The organism is Pontibacter aquaedesilientis, from assembly GCF_014773225.1.
GTDB classification, from domain to species: Bacteria; Bacteroidota; Bacteroidia; order Cytophagales; family Hymenobacteraceae; genus Pontibacter; species Pontibacter aquaedesilientis.
On record NZ_JACXAJ010000002.1, the window covers coordinates 144,101 to 169,133 of the forward strand.

Below are 25,033 nucleotides of genomic sequence, written 5' to 3' on the forward strand. Positions count from 1 at the left end.
GTACTGGGCGGCATCCAAGTAGTTGGTTCAACCGTACTATCATCTCTCCAAACACCGGGGCTAAGCGTCTTGCATATTTTCTGACTACAGTCAGGTTGGCCGCTAAAAGAAGAAACATGCTGAAACATCTCCTATACCTTGTTCCCTTCACTTGCCTGCTATTGCTGGCAGGCTGCTCCGAAAAAATCAACGGAAAGGCAGCCACGAGCGGCACTCAGACGGAAACCGTGCAGAATTTTAACGAGGACTGGGGTTTTGTGCTGAACCTGGATACCAGTAATTTTCTGTCCAGACTGCCCGAGTTCGCCAGCGGCCAGACTTCCTGGGAACAAGTGACACTTCCGCATACCGCCCGTCTTGAGCCAATCCAAAAAAAAGAGCAACAATGGCAGGGCACGGCGCTCTACCGCAAACTGTTCAGCCTGCCCGTTACCGACAAAGGCAAGCACATCGCCATACAGTTTGAGGCGGCCATGCAAGTGGCCGATGTCTACCTTAACGGCAAGCATGTGTTTCGGCACCTGGGCGGCTACCTGCCTTTTTATGTCGACATTTCGGACCAGGCCCGTTTTGGGGAGGAAAATGTGCTACTCGTTTTATTAAACAATGAGGACAATCCTGTGGTGCCGCCCGGCAAACCCATCGCCGACCTCGACTTCAACTACTACAGTGGTCTATACCGCCATGTATACCTGATAACCGAGGACAAACTGCACATCTCAAACGCCATTGCGGCAAACCGTGTGGCAGGCGGTGGCGTGCTGCTGCACTATGAAAACGTAAACTCCAAAAACGCCACACTGCTGGTGCAGACGGAGATAAAAAACGACCACACCGAGCAGCGGGAAGGCCAGGTGCGTCTGGTGCTTTCAGACAAGGACGGCCAAAAAGTGGGTGAATCGCTCTCCGAACCGATTTCTGTAGCATCCAATCAGTACGGTACTTTCCGGCAGCAGATAGACATCACGAATCCCCGGCTTTGGTCGCCGGACCAGCCATACCTTTATACCTTGTCAGTTGAGTTGCTGCGGGATGGGCAGGTGTTGGAGCGACAGCAGATTAAAACCGGCGTCCGGACAATCCGGTTTGCGGCAGACGGTTTTTACCTGAACGGCGAGAAGCTATACCTGCGTGGCACCAACCGTCACCAGGAATACCCCTACCTGGGCTACGCCCTGTCGGACAACGCCAACTACCGTGATGCCTGGAAGATCAAAGAAGCGGGGTTCAACTTCGTGCGCCTGTCGCACTACCCGCAGTCTCCCGCCTTTATGAAAGCCTGCGATGAACTGGGGCTGCTGGTGATGGACGCGATACCTGGCTGGCAGTTCTTCGGCAACGAGGAATTTCAGAAAAACAGTCTGCAGGATGTGCGCGACATGGTGCGCCGCAACCGCAACCATCCCTCCATTATCTTATGGGAGGCCTCTCTGAATGAGTCCGCCATGACCAAAGAGTTTATGCAGAAAGCGCACGATGCCGTGCATGAAGAACTTCCTTTCGGCGAAACCTATACCTGTGGTTGGCTCGATGAGGTATACGATGGGTTCATACCTGCCCGCCAGCATGGCAAGGCACCTCATTATTGGAACAAGTATGATAAGGGCAAGCCGCTTTTGATAGCGGAGTATGGCGATTGGGAGTACTATGCCCAGAATGCCGGTTTTAACCAGAAAGAGTTTGCCAACCTGAAAGAAGAGGAACGTACCTCACGGCAGTTGCGCGGTGCCGGTCAGAAACGCCTGTTGCAACAAGCCCTCAACTACCAGGAGGCGCACAACAGCAACCTGCAGGGGCCGGCCGTGGGCGATGCCAACTGGCTGATGTTTGACTACAAGCGGGGCTACGCCGACGACATCGAGTCTTCCGGCATCATGGACATTGTGCGTCTGCCCAAATTCGCCTATTACTTTTACCAGAGCCAATCTGGGCCCGACCTCCGGGACCAGGCTACTTTCCATAAGCCCATGGTATTTATCGCCAATTACTGGAACGATCCGGAACAGAAAACAGTGAAGGTATACAGCAACTGCGACGAAGTGGAGCTCCTGCTGAACGGAAAGGTAATTGCCCGTCAGAAACCGGATAAGGATGCGAATGCCACACACCTGACCCATCCGCCCTTCACGTTCGTGGTGCCACAATATGCCCCGGGCACACTTACCGCCAAAGCCTACATCGGCAATCGCCAGGTGGTGCAGGCAGAGCAAAGAACGCCCGGTAAACCTGCTAAACTCATACTTCAAATTGATAGGAGCGGCAAAGAATTACAGGCCGGTCAAAACGATATTGTATTTGTGTACGCCAGCATCACGGACAGAAACGGAACAGTTGTACCGGATGCCATGCACAATGTGACATTCAGCGTGGAAGGGGATGCGGAAATAGTGGGAGAACAGCTCGTTCAGGCAGAGGCAGGTATAGCGGCCATTGTGTTAAAAGCCGGGAAAAACGCCGGCACCATCCGGGTACGGGCACAGGCCGATGGCATGAAAGCGGGAAGCTATACCTTGAAATCGGTTCCGAAAGAAAAGTAAGAAGAACACTTTGCACAACTCAAGATGCTACAAGAGATAAAAGATAAGTTTAAGGCTTTGTACAGTCAGGAGCCGGTCGTGGTGCGATCGCCGGGGCGGGTGAACCTGATTGGCGAGCACACCGATTACAACGACGGGTTTGTATTGCCAGCCGCTATCAACAAGGAGATATACTTTGCTGTGGCATCCAACCAGACCAACACCTTCCGGGCCTATGCTTATGACCTGCAGCAAGAGGCAGAGTTTGACCTGAACCAGGTACAGCCCTCCGACAGCAGTTGGGCCAACTACCTACTGGGCGTTGTGGCGCAGCTGCAAAAAGCCAACTTCGACGTAAAGGGCTTCGATCTGGTGTATGGCGGCAACATTCCGATCGGGGCAGGACTTTCTTCATCGGCGGCCGTAGAGTGCGGCCTGGCTTATGCGCTCAATCATATCTTCGGGTTTGCTATACCTAAGTTTGATCTGGTGAAGATGGCGCAGCAGGCGGAGCACGAGTACGCTGGCGTGAAGTGCGGCATCATGGACCAGTTCGCCAGCATGTACGGTCGGCAGGACTACGCCGTGAAGCTTGACTGCCGCTCGCTCGATTTTGACTACTACCACCTCGAGATGGCCGACTATCGCATTGTGCTTTGCGACACACAGGTGAAGCATAACCTGGCGTCTTCTGAGTATAACACCCGGCGGCAGGAGTGTGAGGCAGGCGTAGCCCATCTGCAGCGGCACTATCCGGAGGTGAAAAGCCTGCGCGACGTAACCGTGGCCATGCTGGAGCAGCACCAGGAGGAGTTTGAGTCTACCGTTTACAAGCGATGCACCTATGTGGTGCATGAGAACATCCGGGTAGAGGAAGCCTGCCGGGCATTGGAACAAGGCGACATGAAAACCTTTGGCGAAAAAATGTATGCCTCGCATCGGGGCCTGCAGCACAACTACGAAGTGAGCTGCGAAGAGCTGGATTTTCTGGTGGACCAGGCAAAAGATATGGATGCGGTGCTGGGTGCCCGCATGATGGGCGGAGGCTTTGGCGGCTGCACCATCAACCTTGTGCAACTTGATGCGCTGGATACTTTTACCCAGCAAATGGAAGAGGCCTACAAACTGCAGTTTGGTATCCACCTCAAAACCTATGTAGCCGAGATTGTGGATGGCAGCAGCCTGGTGGAGCCGAGCTAACGATTACATGACAACGCCCTGCCGGGCATCACCTTTATTTACAGTATACCCATGCCTACTTTTGATTTAGCAGAACACCCGCACCGCAGGTATAACCCGCTCACCGGCGAGTGGGTGCTGGTCTCGCCGCACCGGTCCAAGCGACCCTGGCAAGGCCAGCAGGAAGAAACGGTTTGCGATGAACGCCTGGCTTACGACGAAACCTGCTACCTATGCCCTACCAATACCCGAGCCAACGGCGAACAGAACCCGGATTACCCCGCTACCTATGTGTTTGATAACGATTTCGGGGCACTGCAGGAAGCTACGCCAGTTGGGTCTTTTGAGAAAGGGGGTCTGATTCGGGCAGAGAGTGAGCGGGGCATCTGCCGCGTCATCTGCTTCTCGCCGCGCCACGACCTCACGCTGGCCGACATGGAAGTAGCTGACATCCGCAAAGTAGTAGACCTGTGGCAGCAGCAGTACCTCGAATTGGGCAGCCTGGACTTTATCCGTTACGTGCAGATATTCGAGAACAAAGGCGCTATCATGGGCTGCAGCAACCCGCACCCGCACGGACAGATCTGGGCACAGAGCACTGTACCTGTAGAGCCTGCCAAGGAAACAAAACAACAGGAGGCCTACTTCGAAGTGAACCGGCGCAGCCTTTTGCAGGATTATCTGACTCTGGAACTGGAGGAAAAGTCCCGGGTTATCAGCGAGAATGACCACTTCGTGGCGCTGGTGCCTTTCTGGGCGGTCTGGCCTTTCGAAACTATAATTATCAGCAAACGGCACTTTCAGCACATCGGGCAGATGGACGAAGCCGAGAAAGACGCTTATAGCCACATAATAAAATCGGTTACCACGACCTACGACCGGGTGTTTGGTGTGTCCTTCCCTTACTCATCGGGCATCCACCAAAGCCCTACTGACGGGCAGGACTATCCGGGCTGGCACTTCCACATGCACTTTTACCCGCCACTGCTGCGCTCGGCCACTGTCAAAAAGTTTATGGTAGGCTACGAGATGATGGGCAATCCGCAGCGGGACATCACGCCCGAAGCGGCTGCTGACCTGCTGCGAAGCCTGTTGTAAGCCAATCAGCGCCTCAGTAAATTAGCCTTCTTGAAATAAGTGAGGTGCTTTTTGCCTTTAATCAAAACTAATATTATATATTAGCTATCCTAAATCATTATGCGATGAATTTTTCTACTCTCGATTTCGCCATTTTTATTGGCTATTGTGTGCTCATCATTGCGGTTGGTATCTGGGTGTCCCGCGAAAAGAAAGGACACATCAAAAACTCAACCGACTACTTTTTGGCAAGTAAGTCCCTGCCTTGGTGGGCGATAGGGGCCTCCCTGATTGCCTCCAATATCTCGGCGGAGCAGTTTATCGGTATGTCCGGCTCTGGTTTCGCTATTGGTTTGGGTATAGCCAGTTACGAATTTATGGCGGCGGCTACTCTTATCATCGTGGCCAAGTTCTTCCTGCCGATCTACATCAAAGAGGGTATTTTCACAATGCCGCAGTTCCTGAAGTTGCGCTACGATGACCGTATCCGCACGAGCTTGGCTATTTTCTGGATCATGCTCTACATTTTCGTGAACCTCACTACGGTGCTATACCTGTCGGCCTTGGCCCTGAGTGTGGTATTTGGTGTCAGTACCATGTGGGCGATCATAGGCCTGGCCGTAGTGGCCGTTTCCTACTCGATTTATGGTGGTCTGAAGGCGGTGGCCTGGACAGACGTAATCCAAGTGGTGTTCCTGATCATGGGTGGTCTTGTTACCACTTTCCTGGCACTTGACGCGGTAAGCGGCGGTGACGGTGCCCTGAAAGGGATGGGCATGCTACTGGAAAAAGCGCCCGAGAAGTTTGACATGATTCTGTCAGAGGAGAACCCATTCTATAAAGACCTGCCGGGTATGACGGTACTTTTTGGTGGTATGTGGATCGCCAACATCAGCTACTGGGGCTTTAACCAGTACATTGTGCAGCGTGCCCTGGCTGCTAAGAGCCTGAAAGAAGTACAGTGGGGCCTGGTGTTTGCCGCCTTCCTGAAACTGCTTATTCCGTTGGTAGTGGTAATCCCAGGTATAGCCGCCTTTGCGCTTAACGCCGAGATCAGCCGTTATGACGAGGCGTACCCTTGGTTGCTCAGCAACCTGGTGCCAACCGGACTGAAAGGCCTGGCCTTTGCGGCACTGATGGCGGCGGCATTGTCCTCGCTCAGCTCCATGATGAACTCGACAGCGACCATCTTTACAATGGATATTTACAAAGCGCACCTGAAGCCAGATGCCAACGAGAAGCAACTTGTAATCATTGGTCGATTGGTTAGTTTGGTAGCAATCATTATTGCAGTGGTGGTGGCAGAACCACTCTTGGGTGGCGAGGAGCAGATCTTCCAGTTCATTCAGAAATACACCGGCTATGTGAGCCCTGGTATTGTGGTGCTGTTTGTGTTCGGTCTGTTCTGGAAAAAAGCGACCTCCAATGCGGCCCTTGCCACGGCTATCGCTTCGGTGCCATTCAGTATCATCATCGACCAGTTATTCCCGGCCATGCCGTTCCTAGATCAGATGGGGCTCGTGTTCTTGTTGCTGGCTACCCTGATGGTGGTGTATTCGCTCTATGAGAACAAGGCACGGGGCATCATCCCGGCAAACCCGATCCAATACGAAAAAAGCCTGTTCAAGACCGATATGATTTTCAACGTGGCCTCTTTCGCTATCGTGCTGGCTTTGGGAGCTGTGTACATTATCTTCTGGTAAAATTCTTAATCAATCAGACTGTCTGAAAAGGCAGGTATGGCATCCGCTATACCTGCCTTTTTGTTTATGGGTAATTATCAGTTTGATAATTTAGAGGCTTTTGAAATGCGTTTTTTTGCGGATTTAATAAAATAGTGTGCATAAAATTTGGTTTTAAGAACTAAAATTGAGTTACTTAGTGTAGAGAAACGCAAGTATCGGCATATGGCAACCAAATGAATGCGCCTTTATGCTTTTATGAGTTTCTGAATCGGCCACCAAATAGCCGTAGGCGTCAGGTAGGAAGCAGGGGAGGATGGAGAACGCAAATCGAGCACGGCAAGCAGAAGCCAGGTTGTCGAACTATAATGTAATTGATAGACCATGCATACTTCCTTTCGACTGAAAGTGCTTTTCCCGGGGTTTATGTCGGTGCTACTCGCTGCGGCAGCCTGTAAGTCTCCGCAACAAGGGGTAAACGCCGCCGAAGCGCAAGCCCAACAGCCGCATACAGCCGAGGCGCACAGCCAAGCCATTGTGACCGGCGCAGACCAGACCGCGGCATACCTGCCTTACCTCAGAGGCAAGCGGGTGGGCATGGTGGTGAACCCGACTTCTGTTATCGGAAGAACGCTAAGCGTGGATAGCCTGCAAGCCTTAGGGGTTAACATTGTCAAGGTATTTGGCCCGGAGCACGGTTTCCGGGGAGATGCCAGCGCCGGTGTGAAGGTAGACGACAGCGTGGACCCAAAAACAGGTATACAGGTGGTGTCGCTATACGGCAAGCGCAACAAGCCTACCCAAGAAGACCTGGCCGATATCGATCTGATGATCTTCGATATTCAGGATGTGGGTGCCCGTTTCTATACCTATACCATCACCCTGCATCGTGTGATGGAGGCCTGTGCTGAAAACGGCATTGAGCTGATGGTGCTGGACCGTCCGAACCCGAACGGGTTTTTGGTGGACGGCCCGATTCTGGAGCCGGAGTTGAAGTCAGGTATAGGCATGAACCCGATCCCGATTTCACACGGCCTGACAGTGGGCGAGTTTGCCCAGATGGTGAACGGAGAGGGCTGGCTGGCCAACGGCATACAGTGCAAGCTCAACATCGTGAAGGTGATGAACTATACCCACGACATGCCTTATACCTTGCCAGTAGCGCCTTCGCCTAACCTCAACACACAACAATCCATTCTGCTATACCCCTCCATCTGTCTCTTCGAAGGCACCATCATCAGTCAGGGCAGAGGCACCTACTTCCCGTTCACGGTGCTAGGCAACCCAGACCTGAAAGACAAATATGCATTCAACTTCACGCCGAAGGGCATCAATGGGATGAGCGAGACGCCGTTGCACCAGGACCAGGCCTGCTACGGATTGGATCTGAGAGAATTCGACACGCAGGTTTTCCGGAACACTGGGAAGCTCAACCTGAGCTGGCTGATGGAGCTGTACAAGGCATACCCGGAGAAGGAAAAGTTCTTCGACTTCAAGCAAAGCAACCAGATCGGCAACTTCGACAAGTTGGCCGGTACTAAAAAACTGAAAGAGCAGATCATAGCCGGAGCCACGGAGGAAGAGATTCGCCAAAGCTGGGAGCCAGGTCTGAGCCAATACAAGCAGAAACGCGAGAAGTACCTGATCTATCCATGAGGCCAGGGTTGAGCGGGATGGTAAAATAGCAAGAAACCGCCAAAGCTCTGAAGAAATAGATGGGCTGCATGCATAATATGTTATGGGCTAAGCGGTTACTCGATGCGGTTGACAACTTATATTTTGATAGCGCTGCGTTGCTTTCTAACTGTTTGAATTAATTTGCCTGATTTTGCAGGTTTTGTAAATGATTGGACCTTAGGCAGGGTAGTGTAAATGCAGGTTTAAAAGCCATTAAAGCATGTTTGGTGCTATAATCTGTTCAATTAAGTTAAATTTTAAACTATTTATAAAATAAATTAAATTTATTATGCGTGTTTTTGCGGTTGTTCGTATAAAGAACACTTGCAGATTTGATCTCTTTTAATCAAAATCATTGCAATAACCTGTGTGCTGTTCGGGATTTTTACTAGCTTTAATGTAAGTTTAATATATTCCGAAATTCAAGTGAATCAATTTGGCAGGCTGAATTGCACTTTGCGAATGCTGTTTGCATAAGTGCCTGGCCGCTGGATTGCGAGGAATGAATGCTATGTTTCACCAAATAACCTATAATCAATCTACCCACCATAATCTTAACCATTAGCTACGCTGTTATGATGAAAAAATTACAATGTTACTTATGGGGAATGTGTTTTCTCCTGTTTCACTTTACAGTCAATGCGCAGAGCACGACTGTGACCGGCACGGTAACTGCCGCCTCCGACAACTCGGCCTTACCCGGGGTTTCTGTTGTAGTAAAAGGGACTACCCGAGGAACGGCCACCGGTGTGGATGGAGCCTACACCATTTCTGCAACACCCACTGATGTACTGGTTTTCAGATTTATTGGCATGCAGACAGTGGAACGAACTGTCGGTACGAACACTGCAATCAATATAGCGCTGAAGGCCGACTCCAAAAACCTGAATGAAGTGGTGGTAACCGCCCTTGGTATCAAGCAGGAGAAGAAAGCCCTTGGCTATGCCGTAACAGAGGTTAAAGGTGCTACCATTGCCCAGACCCAACGCGAGAACTTCGTGAACGGCCTGGCTGGTCGTGTGGCGGGTGTGGAAGTGAATGCTTCTTCTGGCCTGCCTGGTTCATCTTCTTCTATCGTGATCCGTGGCATCAGCTCCCTGAGTGGTAGCAACCAGCCACTGTTCGTGGTAGATGGTTTGCCGATCAGCAACAACACAACTTCTACCGGGGTGTTTGCTTCTTCTATCGGCGGCGGTTCCCGCTCTTTCGAAAACAGAGGCGTTGACTTCACAAACCGTGCAGCCGACATCAACCCAGAGGATATCGAAAGCATCACGGTTCTGAAAGGCCCTGAAGCCGCGGCACTTTATGGTATCGAGGCAGCATCCGGTGCTATCGTAATCACTACGAAGCGTGGTCAGGCCGGCAAAGCCCGTATCAACTACAGCAACAGCTTCCGTATGGACCGCATCGTGCGCTACCCTGAAATTCAGCAGAAGTACGACAGAGGTGCCAATGGCTATACCATTGAAGGGGACGAGAACCTGGCCTATTTTGGAGCGCCATTCCCGTCTGAAGTTCAGTTTTACGACAACGTGAAGAATTTCTTCCAGGACGCCTTCACTCAGAAACACAACTTGTCCTTTACAGGAGGAAACGAGTCCGCTCAGTACCGTATCTCCGGTTCCTATACCGATGCCGAGGGCTTTATCCCGAATACAGGACTGGAAAAACTGACGCTTTCTTCGGCTATTACAGCCAAGCTGAATAAGTTCCTTTCCACAGATGTGACGTTCGACTATACCCGTTCTGATAACGACCAGGCTTTTAGAGGTGCTGGTGGTCCTTTGTTGCAACTACTTCGTTGGCCTTCTAATGACGATGCCAGCGTATACCTGACGCCAAGCGGCAACAGAAGAGATTTCGGGGCCTATTCTATTGCCATAGAAAACCCATTCTTCAATGTGAACAAAAACATCTTCAACTCGCTTACTGACCGCTACAGACTGAACACAAGTCTGACTGCTGATGTAACGGATTGGATGAAGCTTGTAGGGCAGGCTGGTATTGATTACTATACTGAGAAAAACACGATCGTGCGTCATCCGGAATCCAATGCAGGCCGTTCATTCGGCGGTATTTTCGATCAGGCCGTGATCACGAACCGTAACCTCACATTCCAGTACTACGCGCAATTTACGGCACCAACGTTTTTCAACGACAAGTTGCGCACAGACCTGAAATTGGGTAGCACAGTATACGACTGGAATACCTTCAGCTCAGCAGCTTCTGGTGAGCAGTTCATGGCGCCAGACTTGTACTCGATCAACAACACGACGCTAACTACGCAGCGTGCCTACAACAACCTGACGCAGCGCCGCCTGGTAGGTGCCTGGGGTAGCTTCAATGCCAGCTACAACGACATGCTATACCTGACGTTGACGGGTCGTAACGACTGGACTTCTACACTTCCGGTGCAGAACAACTCTTTCTTCTACCCATCTGCCGCCATGAGCTTTGTCTTCACGGAGCTGGAGCCATTCCAGGGAATCAGAGAAGTGCTTTCTTTCGGTAAACTGAGAGGCTCTATCGCTCAGGTAGGTAAAGACGCCAGACCATACAGCCTGCGTCCGTTCTACGAGTCGGCACAGACAACGGGTGGTGGCTTCCGTTACGGTTTCACGGGTCCAAGCCTGAACCTGCGTCCTGAAATGACCACCTCTTACGAGTTCGGTACAGAGTTGAAGTTCTTTAACGATCGTTTGGGTATCGATGCGACTTACTTCAAAAAGAAGTCTGTTGACCAGATCGTGCAAAACCTGCGTCTGAGCTATGCGACAGGCTTTATCCTGATGACCTTCAATGCCGGTGAGATGGAAAACTCAGGTATAGAACTTCAACTGAACGGTACGCCAATCCAGAACAACGACTTTACCTGGGATGTGCTGATGAACTACACCAAGAACAACAGCAAGCTAACCAAGTTGCCTGGCGACGTGCAGGAGTTCTACAACTCTGACACCTGGTTGTATGGCAACGTGCGCGTAGGTTCACGTGTAGATGGCCCGTTGACAACTTTCACCGGGTATGACTACCAGCGCAACGACAACGGCGACGTGCTGATCAACCCATCTACTGGTTTGCCAATGCTGAATACCAGCGAGTGGAAAATAGTAGGTGACCGTAACCCGGACTTCAACATCGGCCTGACAAACACCTTCACTTACAAGAACCTGTCGCTTAACTTCCTGCTCGACATCCGCAAAGGTGGCGACGTGTACAACGCGACAGAGCACTTCCTGACTGTAAATGGTCTGAGCAAGCGCACGCTGAATAGAGAGGAGCCACGCATTGTAACAGGTGTACTGAAGGATGGTCTGGAAAACACGGCCAACCCAACGCATAACAACATTCCAATCGACCTTTACAGAAACTCAACTTACTGGGCTTCTATCTATCCGCACCACAGCTTCATTGAGAAAGACGTGAACTGGGTACGTCTGCGCGACGTGACCTTGAACTACCGCCTGCCTGCCAGCGTGATGCAGCGCGCCAAGTTCATCGACGATGTGAGCGTATTTGTGACAGGTACAGACCTGTTCCTGCTTACGAACTACTCAGGTCTTGACCCGGTAGCGAATGGCAACTCTGCTGCAGTGGGTGGTGCCGGTGGTACTGGCCTTGACTATGGTAACTTCCCGTTGCCAAGAGGAATTAACTTTGGAATTAGAGCAGGATTTTAATTAAGATAAAGATGAGAAAGATAGTTTTTGCTTCTCTTATAGCGGCCAGCGTGTTTTCGGCAACTGGCTGTAAAGATTACCTCGATGTAAACACAAACCCGAACGGTCCGGATGCCTTGTTGCAGCCGGAGCTGTTCCTCCCTCAGATACAGTCTGAAATGGCGGTAGCCGTGCAGTGGGACGGTCGTTTTGCCGGTCAGTATGTGCAGAACTGGGCTTCTACAGCTGCCAACAATGCACTAGACCTACATGCCAACCCGCTGTCTGACTCTTATGCACAGATGTGGAGAGCCGTGTACTGGAGCATGGGTTACAACCTGTCCGACATGATCGAGAGCGGTGCGCGCAGTAAGAAATACGACTTCGTGGGCGTGGGCCAGATCATGCGTGCTTATGGCTGGCAGAACCTGACCGACTATCATGGTCCGGTTATCATGAAAGAAGCCTTTGATTCTGACAAGCGAGTGTTCAACTTTGACGACCAGCAGGAGGTGTATCCAGAGATCAAGCGTCTGCTGGAAGAAGGCATCAAAAGCCTGGAAAGAACGGATGGTCTTGATGCTGCCAACTCTGGCCTGAGCAAAGGCGACCTGATCTACGCCGGTAACAGAGATAAATGGAAGAAATTCGCTAATGGTTTGCTGGCGATCAACGCCCACCGTCTGACGAACAAGGCTTCTTACGACCCGAACAAAGTGATCGAGTATGTGGATAAATCGCTTGCCAGCAACGCCGACAATGCCATGATCCGTTTCGAAGGGGCCGTAAGCTCTAACACGAACTTCTACGGACCGATTCGTAACAACATCGCTTCTTATCGTCAGACTAACTACATCGTAGGCTTGCTGGATGGCACCAACCCTGCGTTGAGAGACGAGAACCTGGCAGCGGCTGACCCTATATTCACAGGCCAGCACCTGAAAGACCCGCGTTTGACGGCCATGCTGGCACCATCGCCAGACGGTAAATACAGAGGGGTTCGTTCCGGTGCAGGTATAGTTGGTATTCCAACTGCCGAAATTCCGAACAACCTGTGGGGTGCCGTAGGTACTTCGACAGCACAGGTTCGTCAGATCTACATCTTTGGCAACGCAGCCCTATTCCCGCTGATGACTTACTCGCAGCTGCAGTTTATTAAAGCAGAGGCTGCCTGGATTGCCGGTAAGAAAGATCTGGCACTGGAGGCCTACAGAAAAGGCGTAACAGCCCATATCGACTTTGCACGCACCTATGCACCTGATCCGGCTGTATACGACCAGCGCAAGGCGACGTACCTGGCCAGCGAATCCATGATGCCGACCACGGCTGCCGGGCTGACGCTTTCTAAGATCATGCTGCAGAAGTATATCGCAACATGGGGCTGGGGCTTTATGGATACCTGGTCTGATATGAGAAGATACCACTACAACAAGGATGGCGAAGTGTACACAGGCTTTACCTTGCCAGAGGAGTTGCACGTGTCTAACCAGGGTGTGCCGGCTTACAGGGCGCGTCCGAGATACAACTCAGAATACATGTGGAATCAGGAAGCTCTCCGCGCCATGGGAGGTTTTGATGAGAACTACCACACTTATGAAACCTGGTTTAGCAAAAAACAATAAGCAGACATCGAGATGAAAAAGATATTTAAAAGAGCATTAGTGTTTTTAGCGGCAGGCTTCATGCTGGGAGCCTGCGAAAAGAATGCCATTCCTGAAGTGACAGAGCCGGTAGCGGAAGGCGCTTTTGTTAAATTTTTCTTCCACGTAGACGGTGCCCCGCGCACTAACTTCTTCCTGGACAGCAAAAAGGTGACAGGCGTAGCGCCGACGACATCTGGTATTGTGCTGGGCAATTTGTATGGATCTGCTTACCCTAGCAATGCCTATGCGCTGCTTCCTGCAGGAAATTACAAGATGAGCGCTGTGGACACTGTGGCCGGTAAAGGTACTGCCGAGACTCTGGCTAGTACTTCTGTGAGCCTTGCCAGCAACAAGCACTACTCTGCTTACCTGGTAGGGACAACAACGAGTTACGAAGTGTTTTTGGCTGAAGATAAGCTGCCTCCTGCCGACTATACCAAGATCTGGTGGAGATTCATGAACACGATGGCGAACATGCCATTTGCTGTGGATGTGTATGCTGTGCGTGCCGCAATTGCCGCAACTGAAACCAAGCCAGCTGAGCCAATGGAAATCATTGAGCTGGGTAAGAACCTGGGTTTCAAGCAGCATGGCTCTTACGTGGAGCTGAAGCCGGGTAGCTATACCTTCAAGGTATACCCAACAGGCACAGCCTATGATCCTGCCACAACGAAGCCTTATATCCAGAACGCGATCGTACTCGGAACACTTGGCCGTGTGTATACCACCCAGATCAGAGGTGCTTATGCCGAAACGCCTAAGACCAGTCAGATTGACTATTGGAGAGACAGATAATGCTGATTGGCCGGGGCCTCCGGTTCCGGCCAATTTTTTAGTTGCAATTACCCGGGTGATGCGGCGCTTCATTTGAAACCACCCGGAAAATCCAAGTTGAATAGATTAGTAGTACATTAGTTTTTTTTTCATTATGCTGACAGCCCTCCTTTACTAAACCTATCGGAGGGCTGTTTTTTATGCTACCATTTTACCTGACCTTCACCATGATCAGAAACTTTACCCTATTGCTTGCCTTGCTGCTCGGTTCTGCCAACCTGTTTGCGCAACAGACAAAGCAACCCCCGAAACGCGAGTTCAGGGGTGTGTGGATTGCCACCGTGCAAAACATCGACTGGCCCTCCAAACCCAAAGCTGGTGTAGACTCGCGGGAGCAAATGCAGGAGTTGATCGACATCTTCGACTCCCACCAAAAGACAGGTATAAATGCCATTATGCTGCAGGTGCGCCCATCGGCAGATGCTTTTTACGCCAAAGGGCGTGAGCCGTGGAGCATGTTCCTGACCGGCAAGCAGGGCACTCTGCCACAGCCGTTTTACGATCCGCTGGAGTTCGCTATCCAAGAAGCCCACAAACGCGGCATGGAACTGCATGCTTGGATAAACCCTTACCGCGCCTCCACCAGCCTCGTGGATTCGCTGGTTAGCCCGGAGCACATCTCACGCGTGCAACCGGACTGGTTCTTTACCTACGGCGACAAAAAATACTTTAACCCCGGACTGCCGGAGGTTCGCCACTACCTCGTGGATGTGATCATGGACGTGGTGCGCAACTACGACATCGACGGCATCCATTTCGACGACTACTTTTACCCCTACCCGGGCAAAGCGGCGCTGCCTGATTCCATCACGTACCAGTTGCACACGCAGGGTTTTAAAAACATAGAAGACTGGCGCCGCCATAATGTGGACCAGTTGATCAAAGATCTTTCTGAATCTATCAAGCAGGAGAAGAAACATGTGAAGTTCGGCATTAGCCCCTTCGGTATCTGGCGCAACAAGTCCCAGGACCCTGAGGGATCTGAAAGCAATGGCCTGTCAGGTTATAGCGCCCTGTATGCCGATGCCCGCAAGTGGGTGCAGGAGGGTTGGGTGGACTACATCAATCCCCAGCTGTACTTTCCGTTTGGCTATGCTCCGGCTCCATACGAAAAACTGCTGGACTGGTGGGCGGCCAACGCCAATGGCAAACATGTGTACATAGGCCAGGGCGCCTACCGGGCCATGGAAGACCGCGAGGGCTGGCGCGACCGTCAGCAATTGCCGAACCAGGTGCGCTATCTCCGCCAAAACCCGAGGGTGCAGGGCAGTGTGTACTTCAGCTCCCGCTCCCTGACCAACAACCTGGCCGGCTTCCGCGACTCTTTGCAGCACGACCTATACCGCTACCCGGCGCTGCAACCTGTGATGCCCTGGATGGGCACGGCAAAACCTTCGAAGCCCATGCAGCTGCGCGAAGACAAGTTTTTGTTCTTCTTTCCCAGATGGCGCAAATCGATCATGAAATGGGAATACCCGGATCAGGAAGAGGATGTGTACGGTTATGTGATTTATCGCTTTGATGAGAATGAACCCATTAACCTGGAGCATGCTCAGAACATCATCAAGATCAGTTTTGATGACTCCCTGCATACCTTCCATGACGAAACGGCTGAACGTGGCAAGACCTACCAGTATGTGGTGACTTCTATCGACAGATTGAAGAACGAGAGCGTTCCCTCTAATGTGTTCAGGAAGAAGTTGTTGTAAAGGCCGTGTGATGAAACTGGTGATCCTGCTCGTGCTAGTTGGCGCTTTTTTCAGCTGCCAGCGACCGGCTGCTGCCACAGAACCGCTCATACCCGAAGGGATAACCTACCTCACACGCGAGGCTTGGGGAGCCCATGCGCCTGTGCTGTCGATGCGACCTCATCAGTTGACTCGCCTAACTATCCATCATACGGCCACCTCACAGCTGCCCGACCGGACTTTGGCAGATAAGCTGCGAAGTCTGCAGAAGTTCTCGCAGCAGGAGAGTCCGTTGGCGGATGGGCGCATGAAACCGGCCTGGGCTGATATACCTTACCACTTGTATGTGGATGTGCACGGGGAAGTAGGGGAGGCCCGGGACCTGAACTATGCCGGCGACTCCAACACAAGCTATGACCCCGCCGGGCATTTACTGATCGTGGTAGAGGGCAATTTTGAAAAGGAAGACATTACGCCAGCCCAAATGAAAACCCTGGAAAAGTTGTTGCCGGCACTGGCCAAAAAGTATGGTATAACGGCCGACAGTCTAGGCGCTCACAAGGATTTTGCCGACACTGCCTGCCCCGGCGCACGATTGTATGGCGAGTTGCCGCACTTCCGGCGACTTTTGACCGGGCAGCAGTAAGAGTTCTGAATTCCATTTGGGCTTAACCGGGATCATCTGCCGAGCGATTTGCAGGTATAAAACCTAATAATTGCGTGTTTTTGCAGGTTTAAATAAAAAACATGCGAATTATTTTGAACTTTAATGAGACATTTCGTATTTTTAACTAAAATAAAGGGACAGTATTCGTTTTGCTCATGCGACTTTGTGCGGTTTTCTGCGCTAGTTCTCCAAGCAAAGGCCGCATGGGCAGGATGAGTACGTTACAGGTATAGCCTGATGGGTTCTTTTGTTTTACCAATGCCATAACCAAATGAATATACAAAGGTATGTAGCGCTCGTCGCGGTGATGCTGGTATGTAGTTTATGCCAGGCCCAGTCCTTTCAGTTCGCCTTTGTATCCGACACCCATATCGGCAATCCCACTGCTCAGGAAGACCTGGAGCGCACCATCTCCGATATTAATGCCAATCCCAATCTTGCGTTTGTCGTCGTAACCGGTGACATTACAGAATTCGGTTCTGATGAAGAGCTCCAGCTGGCCAGGCAAATCTTCAATACCCTTAACAAACCCTGGTACATCGTGCCAGGTAATCACGACTCCAATTGGTCGGAAAGCGGCAGCAACAGTTTTGGGGTAGTTTTCGGTGCAGAAACGTTTGCCTTCACGCATAAAGGCTACCTGTTTGCCGGTACGGGCTCTGGACCGAACATGCGTATGGGGCCGGGGCAAATCCCGCGCGAGAACATCGTGTGGCTCGACTCCGTGCTGACTCACATGCCCGATCCGAATATGCCGGTTGTCTTCCTGAACCACTATCCGCAGGACTCCTCGCTGAACAACTGGTACGACGTGACCGACCGCCTGAAAACCCGCAATACACAGCTGATCCTGCACGGCCACGGCCACAACAACCGTGCGTACCACTACGATGGTATACCTGCCGTGATGGGACGCTCTAACCTTCGCGCCAAAAATCCGGTGGGAGGGTACAATATCGTAACCTTTGCAGATGGGAAAGCCAGTTTCGAGATCCGGAAGCCAGGTATGGAGACCCAGCCAAAGTGGATGGAAGTGCCGTTGGTAAAACACGATTTCGCCAACGACCCAGTGAAGCACCACCGTCCTTCTTTTGCGGTGAACAAGCTATACCCGAATGTGAAGCTGGTATGGGAATTCCAAGACGACAGCGACGTGGGAGCAGGGACAGCCTCGTTCAAAAACCTGGTAATTGCCACCAACACAAGCGGGGAAGTGTATGCCCTGGATCAAAAAAACGGCAAGCGCAAATGGGCCTACCGCACCAACGGTAAAATTTACTCCACACCGGCTGTAGCCAATGGTTACGTAGTAGTGGGCTCCTCCGATAACAATATTTACTGCCTCTCTGCCGCCACGGGCAAACTGGTTTGGAAATTCGCAGCCAACAGGCCTGTGCTTGGTTCACCGTTGATTGATAAGGGTATAGTTTACATTGGAGCTTCGGATAGTCACTTCCGGGCTTTGAATTTAAAGAGCGGAAAGCTAATTTGGGACTTCGAACAGGTCAATAACTTTGTCGTAACGAAGCCACTGCTATACCAGGGCAAGGTGTATTTCGGAAGCTGGGGCAACGAATTCTACGCCCTCGACGCCCAAACCGGTCAGCTGTCCTGGAAGTGGAGCAACGGCTCCAGCAACCGCATGTTTTCCCCGGCCGCCTGTTACCCTGTGGCCGCCAATGGACGTGTCTTTATCGTCGCCCCCGACCGTTTTATGACCGCTTTGGATGCCAACACCGGTGAAGTGGTGTGGCGTGAGCAGCTCAAAGAAGGCCGCGTGCGCGAGTCGATGGGGATATCCAATGACGGCAAGCTGGTTTTTGTGAAGACAATGGACGGGCAGGTATACGGGGTGTCCACTTCGGCCAATGCCTTGCAGGTGGACTGGAAATCGACGCTGCAGTTGCCTTATGAGCTGGCACCGTCGGCTATCATCGAACACAACGGAATCGTATGGGTACCCTCACACGCTGGTATGGTAAGCGCTGCTGACCGCCAGAGTGGAGAAGTGCTTTGGAAATACAAGAGTTCAAACAGCCTCATGAACCCGGTGATGTCGCTTGGCAAAAACAGGGTGGTCGTGAGCACGATGGATGGGAAGATCGCCTGCCTGGAGTATACAAAGTAAGGTATAGCGCAGGCATTCGGTCATTTTAGAAGGAATTATAATTACACAAAATGGAAATTACAACCGAGAAAGACTCGAACTATAACAACTTGGAAAAGATGTCGGTGAGGGAAGTGCTGGAGAACATCAACCAGGAAGATAAAACAGTTCCCCTTGCCGTTGAGAAAGCATTGCCGCAGATTGAAAAACTAGCCGAAGTGGTAGCCGACTGCATGAAAAAAGGCGGACGATTATTTTACATCGGGGCCGGCACCAGTGGCCGTTTGGGCGTAGTGGATGCCTCGGAGTGCCCACCGACATTCGGCGTGCCGTTTGATATGGTGGTAGGCTTGATCGCCGGTGGCGACACGGCCATCCGCAAAGCGGTGGAGTTTGCCGAAGACGACGCCGAGCAAGCCTGGGAAGACTTGAAGGAATATGGCTTGGGTGAGCACGATGTGATCGTAGGTCTTGCCGCCTCCGGCACGACACCCTACGTGATCGGCGGTCTGCGCACAGCCAACGAGCATGGCCTGGCAACTGGCTGTATCGTGTGCAATACCGGCAGCCCGGTAGCCGCCGAAGCACAATACCCGGTAGAGGTAGTAGTGGGCCCTGAGTTTGTGACAGGCAGCACCCGTATGAAGGCAGGCACTGCGCAGAAACTCGTGCTCAACATGCTCAGCACCACCGTAATGATTCAGTTGGGGCGTGTGCGCGGCAACAAGATGGTGGACATGCAGCTGACAAACCACAAGCTGTACAACCGTGGTGTCCGCATGGTGATGGCGGAGACCGGCGCCGACGAGCCAACGGCTTCTGCCTTGCTGGAGAAGCATGGGAGTGTGCGGAAAGCAGTAGCGAGTGTGCTGGTTTCGAAGTAAAAGCCAAAGTTACCCTAGAGTAAATCATCCTCCTGCCCCCTTCGAAACCGAAGATACCGAGCTTGAATCGGGAGGGGCAGGGAGATGACATTTGTGCACTAAGTTCTCCGAGCAGCTAACATTGCCTACATTTCGACAAAACTTAGTAACTTACCATCATGTGCGGAAGCGAAAGGTAGAGGCAGAGGTGCTTTTTACCTTCTTTCGCTGATGACCAACTAATCAAACTATGTCTCCAATCGTTCTTCTGTCTTTCCTGATCGGCTATTTTGCGGTGCTGATAGGTATATCCTATTTTACCTCAAGAGGATCGTCCGACAACTCCAGTTTCTTTATCGCTAACCGCAACTCGAAGTGGTACTTTGTGGCTTTCGGTATGATCGGAACCGCCCTGTCCGGGGTGACGTTTATCTCGGTGCCGGGAGCGGTGGTGAACAGCAGCTTTGGCTATTTTCAGTTTGTGCTCGGCAACACGGTCGGTTTTGTGCTGATCGCTTTTGTGCTATTGCCGCTCTACTACCGGATGAACCTGATCTCCATCTATACCTATTTGGAGAAACGCTTCGGCTACTGGAGTTACAAGACCGGAGCCATGATCTTCCTGGTGTCGCGCACCATCGGTTCGGCGTTCCGACTATACCTGGTGGCCATCGTGTTGCAGCGTTTTATATTTGATGCCTGGGATGTGCCGTTTGTGGCCACAGTGGCCATCTGTTTGGTGCTTATCTGGCTTTATACCCACAAAGGCGGACTCAAGACCATCGTCATTACCGATACTTTGCAGACCGTGTTCATCATTGGGTCTGTTATTTTTTCCATCATCTTTATCGCCAACAGCCTCGACCTGAATGTGGTGCAGACTTTTGAGGCCGTGAAAAACAGTTCCTACTCCAAGATGATCTTCTGGGAGGATTTCCTGGGCACCAAGAGCCACTTCCTGAAGCACTTTATCGGCGGTGTTTTTGTAACGATTGCTATGACCGGCCTTGATCAGGACCTGATGCAGAAGAACCTGAGCTGCAAAAACATCGGCGAAGCGCAAAAGAATATGCTCACGTTCACAGGCGTTTTCGTATCGATCAATATCTTTTTCCTGAGTGTGGGTGCCTTGCTGTATATGTACGCCGAGGCCAACGGCATCGACGTGACGGCGCTGGCAACACCAGACCACCTGTTCCCGGAGATCGCCCTGAACCACATGGCCATGATTCCGGCTATTATCTTCATGCTGGGTCTTACGGCAGCTACTTTTGCCACTACCGACTCGGCCCTCACGGCACTTACCACCTCCTTCTGCGTGGACTTCCTGAACTTCACCAAAAAGGCTAATCACGACGATATCAAACTCATCCGTACGCGCCACTGGGTGCACGTAGGCTTCTCGGTGGTGATGCTGCTGGTAATCCTGGTGTTCAAGATCATCAACGATGACTCGGTGGTGAACGCTATCTTCAAAGCGGCCGGCTATACCTATGGCCCGTTGCTGGGTCTGTTTGCTTTCGGAATGGCCAACAAACGTGCCGTAGCCGACAAGCTGGTACCGTACATCTGCATTGTTTCCCCTATCCTAACGTATGTTTTCGATAGCAATTCAGTGGATTGGACGGGTTACGCCATGGGTTTTGAGCTGATTGTGGTGAATGCTGCGATTACGTTTATCCTGTTGCTGGTAACGAGTAAGCCTGGCGGCGGCATGATGATGGACGCCCTGGAAGAGGCCGAGCGTGGCCCCAAAGTAAAACAGACAACTTATTAAGCCTATACCTGCTATGAACATAGCCATGCTTTTGGAAAGCATTTTGCCAAAAGCGCGCATTCGGGCACGCCTGATTGATGTGGTGTCCTACGCTTCTGATGCGGGTTTTTATTACCTGAGGCCCAAGGCCGTGGTGCAGCCTGTGTCGGAGGAGGAGATCAAACAGCTTTTCGCTTTTTCGCAGGAGCATAAAACTCCCCTGACCTTTCGCACAGCCGGTACCAGCCTTTCGGGGCAGTCCATAACAGACGGCATATTAGTAGACCTGAGCCAGTACTGGAACAAAGTACAGGCGGAGAATGAGGGAGCGCAGGTACGGGTACAGCCCGGCGTGATTGGTGCCATCGTAAACGCGCATCTACGCCCGTTTAAGCGCAAGATCGGTCCGGACCCGGCCAGTATCAACTCGGCCATGATGGGCGGCATTCTTTCCAACAACGCCAGTGGCATGTGCTGCGGCGTGAGCAAAAATTCCTACCATACCACCAAGTACATTCGTTTTGTGCTGCCCAACGGGCAATGTTACACAACTGAGAAACAGATCGATTACCTGCGTTTCAGCGAAGAATGCCCTGAGCTATACCTGACGTTGCAGAAACTCAAGCAGCAGATACGCAACAACCCGGAACTGCACTACCTGATCCGGCACAAGTATAAGACCAAGAACACAGTTGGCTACTCCGTCAACGCGTTTATCGACTATGAGCACCCGCTCGACATCATGGCGCATTTGCTCATCGGGGCGGAGGGTACGCTGGGTTTTATCGCCGAAGCTGTGCTGCAAACCGTGCCTGATTATCCAGCCAAGTCGACGGCGCTACTTTATTTCCCCGACATCTACGCTGCCTGCCAAGCCATTGTGCCGCTGACAGAGGCGGGTGCCGAGGCCGTCGAGCTCATGGATCGGGCCTCGCTGCGCTCTATTGAGCACATGGCAGGTGTGCCGGCTGTTATCAAAACGCTGCCTGACACAGCCGCCGCTTTGCTGGTTGAATTTCAGGCGAACACGCATGAAGAGGTGCAGGAGAAGATTCTGAAATTCATGACGCTGGCACCAGAGCTGGCTTTACTGGAACAACCTGTTTTCACGACTGACCCGGTGGAGCAGGCTTTTTTGTGGAAAGTGCGCAAAGGCATGTTTCCGGCTGTGGGCGCGGTACGGGCCAGCGGTACCACGGTACTGCTCGAAGACATTGCGGTGCCGGTCGCTCAGCTCGGCGATGCCATACTCGATCTGCAGGAGCTTTTCCGCAAGCACGGGTATAGCAGCGCGATTATCTTTGGTCACGCCAAGGACGGCAATATTCACTTTGTGGTCACCCAGGCTTTTGATACGCCGGAAGAAGTTGCCCGCTACGATCGCTTCCTGAAAGAAGTGGTGAAGCTGGTAGTGAAGAAGTATGACGGCGCCCTGAAAGCTGAGCACGGGACCGGCCGGAACATGGCCCCTTTTGTGGAGACGGAATGGGGGCCGGAGGTATACCGGATCATGAAAACCCTCAAACAGGTAGTTGATCCTGAGAATCTGTTGAACCCTGGCGTCATTATCAACCACGACCAGAACGCCCACATCCAAAACCTGAAAGCCCTGCCGAAGGTGGAGGAAGAGGTAGACCGCTGCATGGAGTGCGGTTTCTGCGAACACAAATGCCCGAGCCGCAATATCACGCTCACGCCGCGCCAGCGCATTGTGGTGCGCCGCGAATTGCTCAACCTGAAACGGAAAGGAGAAAAGAAACAGCACAAAGAGCTCCTGAACCAATACCAATATGACGGTCTCGATACCTGCGCCGTAGACGGACTCTGCGCAACAGCCTGCCCGGTTGACATCAACACCGGCGATCTGATCAAGCGTCTGCGCCGTGAGAGCCACAACGGCTTCTCCAACAATGTCGCTTTGCTGGTTGCCAGGAACTTCAAGCCTGTGGTCTCGGTAGTGAAGCTTGGATTACAGGCTGGCGCGGGTGTGAACAAATTGCTGGGTGCAAACACGCTGGCCAGTCTGACAGAGGAAGTAAAAGACATGATTCCGGGCTTTCCGCTCTGGACGAAGCAATTAGCACCAGCGGCAGGTATAGATAAATCCATCGCCAATGCGCACTCAGCTGCAGACGAAGCAGCCGTTGTCTACTTCCCAACCTGTATTTCCCGCACGATGGGCACTGCCGGGTCAGGGAAGAAGAACATCATCGACACTTTTAAAAGCGTGTCAGATAAAGCAGGCATCAGATTCACGATTCCGCAGGAAGTAAAGAGCGCCTGCTGCGGACAGATTTTCTCGTCCAAAGGGTATAGCCAGGCTTTTGCCTACACGGCTAACGAAACCATTGAAAAGGTGTGGCTCTGGACTGACAAAGGCCGTTTGCCGCTCGTGCTCGACATTACCTCTTGCACCCAAACCCTGCAAAGTTGCCGCCCTGTGCTCACGCCGGAGAACAAGCAGAAGTTCGACAGCCTTAAGATCATCGATAGCATCGATTACATCGCGGACTTTATCTTGCCGAAAGCTACTGTGCTGCGCAAAAAAGCGAATGTAGTACTGCACCCGGTTTGCTCGCTGCAAAAAATGGGGCTGGAAGGGCGCTTTGTAGGTATAGCCAGGCAACTGGCCGAGGAAGTAACTGTGCCGATGCACGCCGGTTGCTGCGGTATGGCCGGCGACCGCGGCTTCTTAGTGCCGGAACTCACGGCCTCTGCTACCGCTCCTGAGGCGGCGGAAGTGAAACAGCGCGAATTTGACGGGTATTATTCGTCTGGCAAAACCTGCGAAATGGCCATGACGGAAGCCGTTGGTCGAAACTACGAGTCGATTATTTATCTATTGGATGAGTGTTTGTAGAATGCACACGTTGTAGCATAAAAAAAGAGGCCCTTACTTGAAAGGGCCTCTTTTTTTATATCGTATGATGATTAAACTGCCTCAATCACAGTTGCATACTCCCTTAAACTCGCGTCTTCCGGATTCAGATCGGTCACCAGGTAATGGATCGAGTTGAGGTCGCATACCTTCATGTTCTGGTCAGATCCGAGTTTTTCGGCAATACTCATGATAGCTGTTTTCTTGGCGGATCGGATCATCGCTTTCTTCACCTGCACCACTTCCCAGTCAGAGTCGGTGAGGCCATCTTCTACGGAGAGTGAGTTGGTGCCAAGTATGCAAAGGTCCACTTTGATCTCGGTGAGTTGGTTGACAACCTGGGCTCCGATCATGATGTGGGAATTTTTGGAGAGCTGTCCGCCCAGCAAAATCACGCTGATGTTTGGGCGCTCCGCCAGCTCCAGGGCCACCAGTGGGCTCACCGTAAAGAAGGTGCAACGCAGGGTGTCGGGTATCATGCGGGCCACTTCGATCATGGTGGTGCCGCCGCCTACGAGAATACTCATACCATCCTTCAGCAGGTTGATGACCTTGCGGGCAATCTCCTTTTTGGACTCCTTGGCGTATACCTCGGACTGGCTGAAGGGGTAATGGAAGGACTTCGACAAAGCACCACCATGCACCTTCAGAATCTGGCCGCTTTCTGCCAGTTCGTTCAAATCTCTTCTAACTGTATCCTCCGATACATTGAGCTTCAAACTCAAATCCGATGAAAGCACCTTGTTGTGCAGATTGATCTGCTTGATGATAAAAGCCTGCCGTTCTTCCTTAAGCATTCTGGTC

The 25,033-nt window shown here is 51.9% G+C and carries 15 protein-coding genes; 14 read left to right on the top strand and 1 reads right to left on the bottom strand.

Features of this window, described 5'->3' with window-relative positions:
* Positions 1–116: 116 nt before the first annotated feature.
* The 14 genes from H9Q13_RS05605 (at position 117) to H9Q13_RS05670 (ending at position 24,211) form a co-directional block, all read left to right on the top strand.
* Entirely contained in the window at positions 117–2,537 is a 2,421-nt protein-coding gene (locus H9Q13_RS05605) for a glycoside hydrolase family 2 protein (protein ID WP_191182798.1), read from the top strand.
* 24 nt (positions 2,538–2,561) lie between these two features.
* On the top strand, positions 2,562–3,716 hold the full coding sequence (locus H9Q13_RS05610) for a galactokinase (RefSeq protein ID WP_191182799.1): 1,155 nt from the start codon (positions 2,562–2,564) through the stop codon (positions 3,714–3,716).
* Positions 3,717–3,767: 51 nt separating this feature from the next.
* A complete protein-coding gene (locus H9Q13_RS05615) occupies positions 3,768–4,793 on the top strand; it encodes a UDP-glucose--hexose-1-phosphate uridylyltransferase (RefSeq protein WP_191182800.1) in 1,026 nt (341 codons plus the stop codon).
* 104 nt (positions 4,794–4,897) lie between these two features.
* Complete coding sequence (locus H9Q13_RS05620) at positions 4,898–6,475, top strand: sodium:solute symporter family transporter (RefSeq protein ID WP_191182801.1); 1,578 nt, start codon at positions 4,898–4,900, stop codon at positions 6,473–6,475.
* Positions 6,476–6,838: 363 nt separating this feature from the next.
* A complete protein-coding gene (locus tag H9Q13_RS05625) occupies positions 6,839–8,110 on the top strand; it encodes an exo-beta-N-acetylmuramidase NamZ family protein (protein ID WP_191182802.1) in 1,272 nt (423 codons plus the stop codon).
* 596 nt (positions 8,111–8,706) lie between these two features.
* On the top strand, positions 8,707–11,814 hold the full coding sequence (locus H9Q13_RS05630) for a SusC/RagA family TonB-linked outer membrane protein (RefSeq protein WP_191182803.1): 3,108 nt from the start codon (positions 8,707–8,709) through the stop codon (positions 11,812–11,814).
* 11 nt (positions 11,815–11,825) lie between these two features.
* Positions 11,826–13,415 carry a SusD/RagB family nutrient-binding outer membrane lipoprotein gene (locus H9Q13_RS05635; protein ID WP_191182804.1) on the top strand — a complete coding sequence of 530 codons (1,590 nt, stop codon included), beginning with the start codon at positions 11,826–11,828 and terminating at the stop codon, positions 13,413–13,415.
* A 12-nt stretch (positions 13,416–13,427) separates the two neighbouring features.
* Positions 13,428–14,231: a DUF4397 domain-containing protein gene (locus H9Q13_RS05640; protein ID WP_191182805.1), complete on the top strand. Its 804-nt coding sequence runs from the start codon at positions 13,428–13,430 to the stop codon at positions 14,229–14,231.
* A gap of 206 nt (positions 14,232–14,437) precedes the next feature.
* Positions 14,438–15,979, top strand: a complete 1,542-nt coding sequence (locus H9Q13_RS05645) for a glycoside hydrolase family 10 protein (RefSeq protein WP_191182806.1) — start codon at positions 14,438–14,440, stop codon at positions 15,977–15,979.
* Between the two features lie 10 nt (positions 15,980–15,989).
* On the top strand, positions 15,990–16,604 hold the full coding sequence (locus tag H9Q13_RS05650; RefSeq protein ID WP_224744104.1) for a peptidoglycan recognition protein family protein: 615 nt from the start codon (positions 15,990–15,992) through the stop codon (positions 16,602–16,604).
* A 292-nt stretch (positions 16,605–16,896) separates the two neighbouring features.
* Positions 16,897–18,753 carry an outer membrane protein assembly factor BamB family protein gene (locus tag H9Q13_RS05655; protein WP_191182808.1) on the top strand — a complete coding sequence of 619 codons (1,857 nt, stop codon included), beginning with the start codon at positions 16,897–16,899 and terminating at the stop codon, positions 18,751–18,753.
* A gap of 50 nt (positions 18,754–18,803) precedes the next feature.
* Positions 18,804–19,616 (top strand): N-acetylmuramic acid 6-phosphate etherase, encoded by an 813-nt coding sequence (murQ, locus tag H9Q13_RS05660; RefSeq protein WP_191182809.1) that lies wholly within the window; start codon positions 18,804–18,806, stop codon positions 19,614–19,616.
* A gap of 229 nt (positions 19,617–19,845) precedes the next feature.
* The gene (locus H9Q13_RS05665) at positions 19,846–21,372 is read left to right on the top strand and encodes a sodium:solute symporter (RefSeq protein ID WP_191182810.1); all 1,527 of its coding nucleotides are present in this window, start codon (positions 19,846–19,848) and stop codon (positions 21,370–21,372) included.
* Between the two features lie 13 nt (positions 21,373–21,385).
* A complete protein-coding gene (locus H9Q13_RS05670) occupies positions 21,386–24,211 on the top strand; it encodes an FAD-binding and (Fe-S)-binding domain-containing protein (RefSeq protein WP_191182811.1) in 2,826 nt (941 codons plus the stop codon).
* A gap of 71 nt (positions 24,212–24,282) precedes the next feature.
* Here the strand turns inward: H9Q13_RS05670 and H9Q13_RS05675 are convergent, their stop codons facing one another.
* Entirely contained in the window at positions 24,283–25,026 is a 744-nt protein-coding gene (locus H9Q13_RS05675; RefSeq protein ID WP_191182812.1) for a DeoR/GlpR family DNA-binding transcription regulator, read from the bottom strand.
* Between the last annotated feature and the right edge of the window lie 7 nt (positions 25,027–25,033).

What these genes read in the sequence shown, in the direction of transcription:
- H9Q13_RS05605 (WP_191182798.1), top strand. Translation starts at nt 117, where the DNA reads ATGCTGAAACATCTCCTATACCTTGTTCCCTTCACTTGCCTGCTATTG.
- H9Q13_RS05610 (WP_191182799.1), top strand. Translation starts at nt 2,562, where the DNA reads ATGCTACAAGAGATAAAAGATAAGTTTAAGGCTTTGTACAGTCAGGAG.
- H9Q13_RS05615 (WP_191182800.1), top strand. Translation starts at nt 3,768, where the DNA reads ATGCCTACTTTTGATTTAGCAGAACACCCGCACCGCAGGTATAACCCG.
- H9Q13_RS05620 (WP_191182801.1), top strand. Translation starts at nt 4,898, where the DNA reads ATGAATTTTTCTACTCTCGATTTCGCCATTTTTATTGGCTATTGTGTG.
- H9Q13_RS05625 (WP_191182802.1), top strand. Translation starts at nt 6,839, where the DNA reads ATGCATACTTCCTTTCGACTGAAAGTGCTTTTCCCGGGGTTTATGTCG.
- H9Q13_RS05630 (WP_191182803.1), top strand. Translation starts at nt 8,707, where the DNA reads ATGATGAAAAAATTACAATGTTACTTATGGGGAATGTGTTTTCTCCTG.
- H9Q13_RS05635 (WP_191182804.1), top strand. Translation starts at nt 11,826, where the DNA reads ATGAGAAAGATAGTTTTTGCTTCTCTTATAGCGGCCAGCGTGTTTTCG.
- H9Q13_RS05640 (WP_191182805.1), top strand. Translation starts at nt 13,428, where the DNA reads ATGAAAAAGATATTTAAAAGAGCATTAGTGTTTTTAGCGGCAGGCTTC.
- H9Q13_RS05645 (WP_191182806.1), top strand. Translation starts at nt 14,438, where the DNA reads ATGATCAGAAACTTTACCCTATTGCTTGCCTTGCTGCTCGGTTCTGCC.
- H9Q13_RS05650 (WP_224744104.1), top strand. Translation starts at nt 15,990, where the DNA reads ATGAAACTGGTGATCCTGCTCGTGCTAGTTGGCGCTTTTTTCAGCTGC.
- H9Q13_RS05655 (WP_191182808.1), top strand. Translation starts at nt 16,897, where the DNA reads ATGAATATACAAAGGTATGTAGCGCTCGTCGCGGTGATGCTGGTATGT.
- murQ (WP_191182809.1), top strand. Translation starts at nt 18,804, where the DNA reads ATGGAAATTACAACCGAGAAAGACTCGAACTATAACAACTTGGAAAAG.
- H9Q13_RS05665 (WP_191182810.1), top strand. Translation starts at nt 19,846, where the DNA reads ATGTCTCCAATCGTTCTTCTGTCTTTCCTGATCGGCTATTTTGCGGTG.
- H9Q13_RS05670 (WP_191182811.1), top strand. Translation starts at nt 21,386, where the DNA reads ATGAACATAGCCATGCTTTTGGAAAGCATTTTGCCAAAAGCGCGCATT.
- H9Q13_RS05675 (WP_191182812.1), bottom strand. Translation starts at nt 25,026, where the DNA reads ATGCTTAAGGAAGAACGGCAGGCTTTTATCATCAAGCAGATCAATCTG.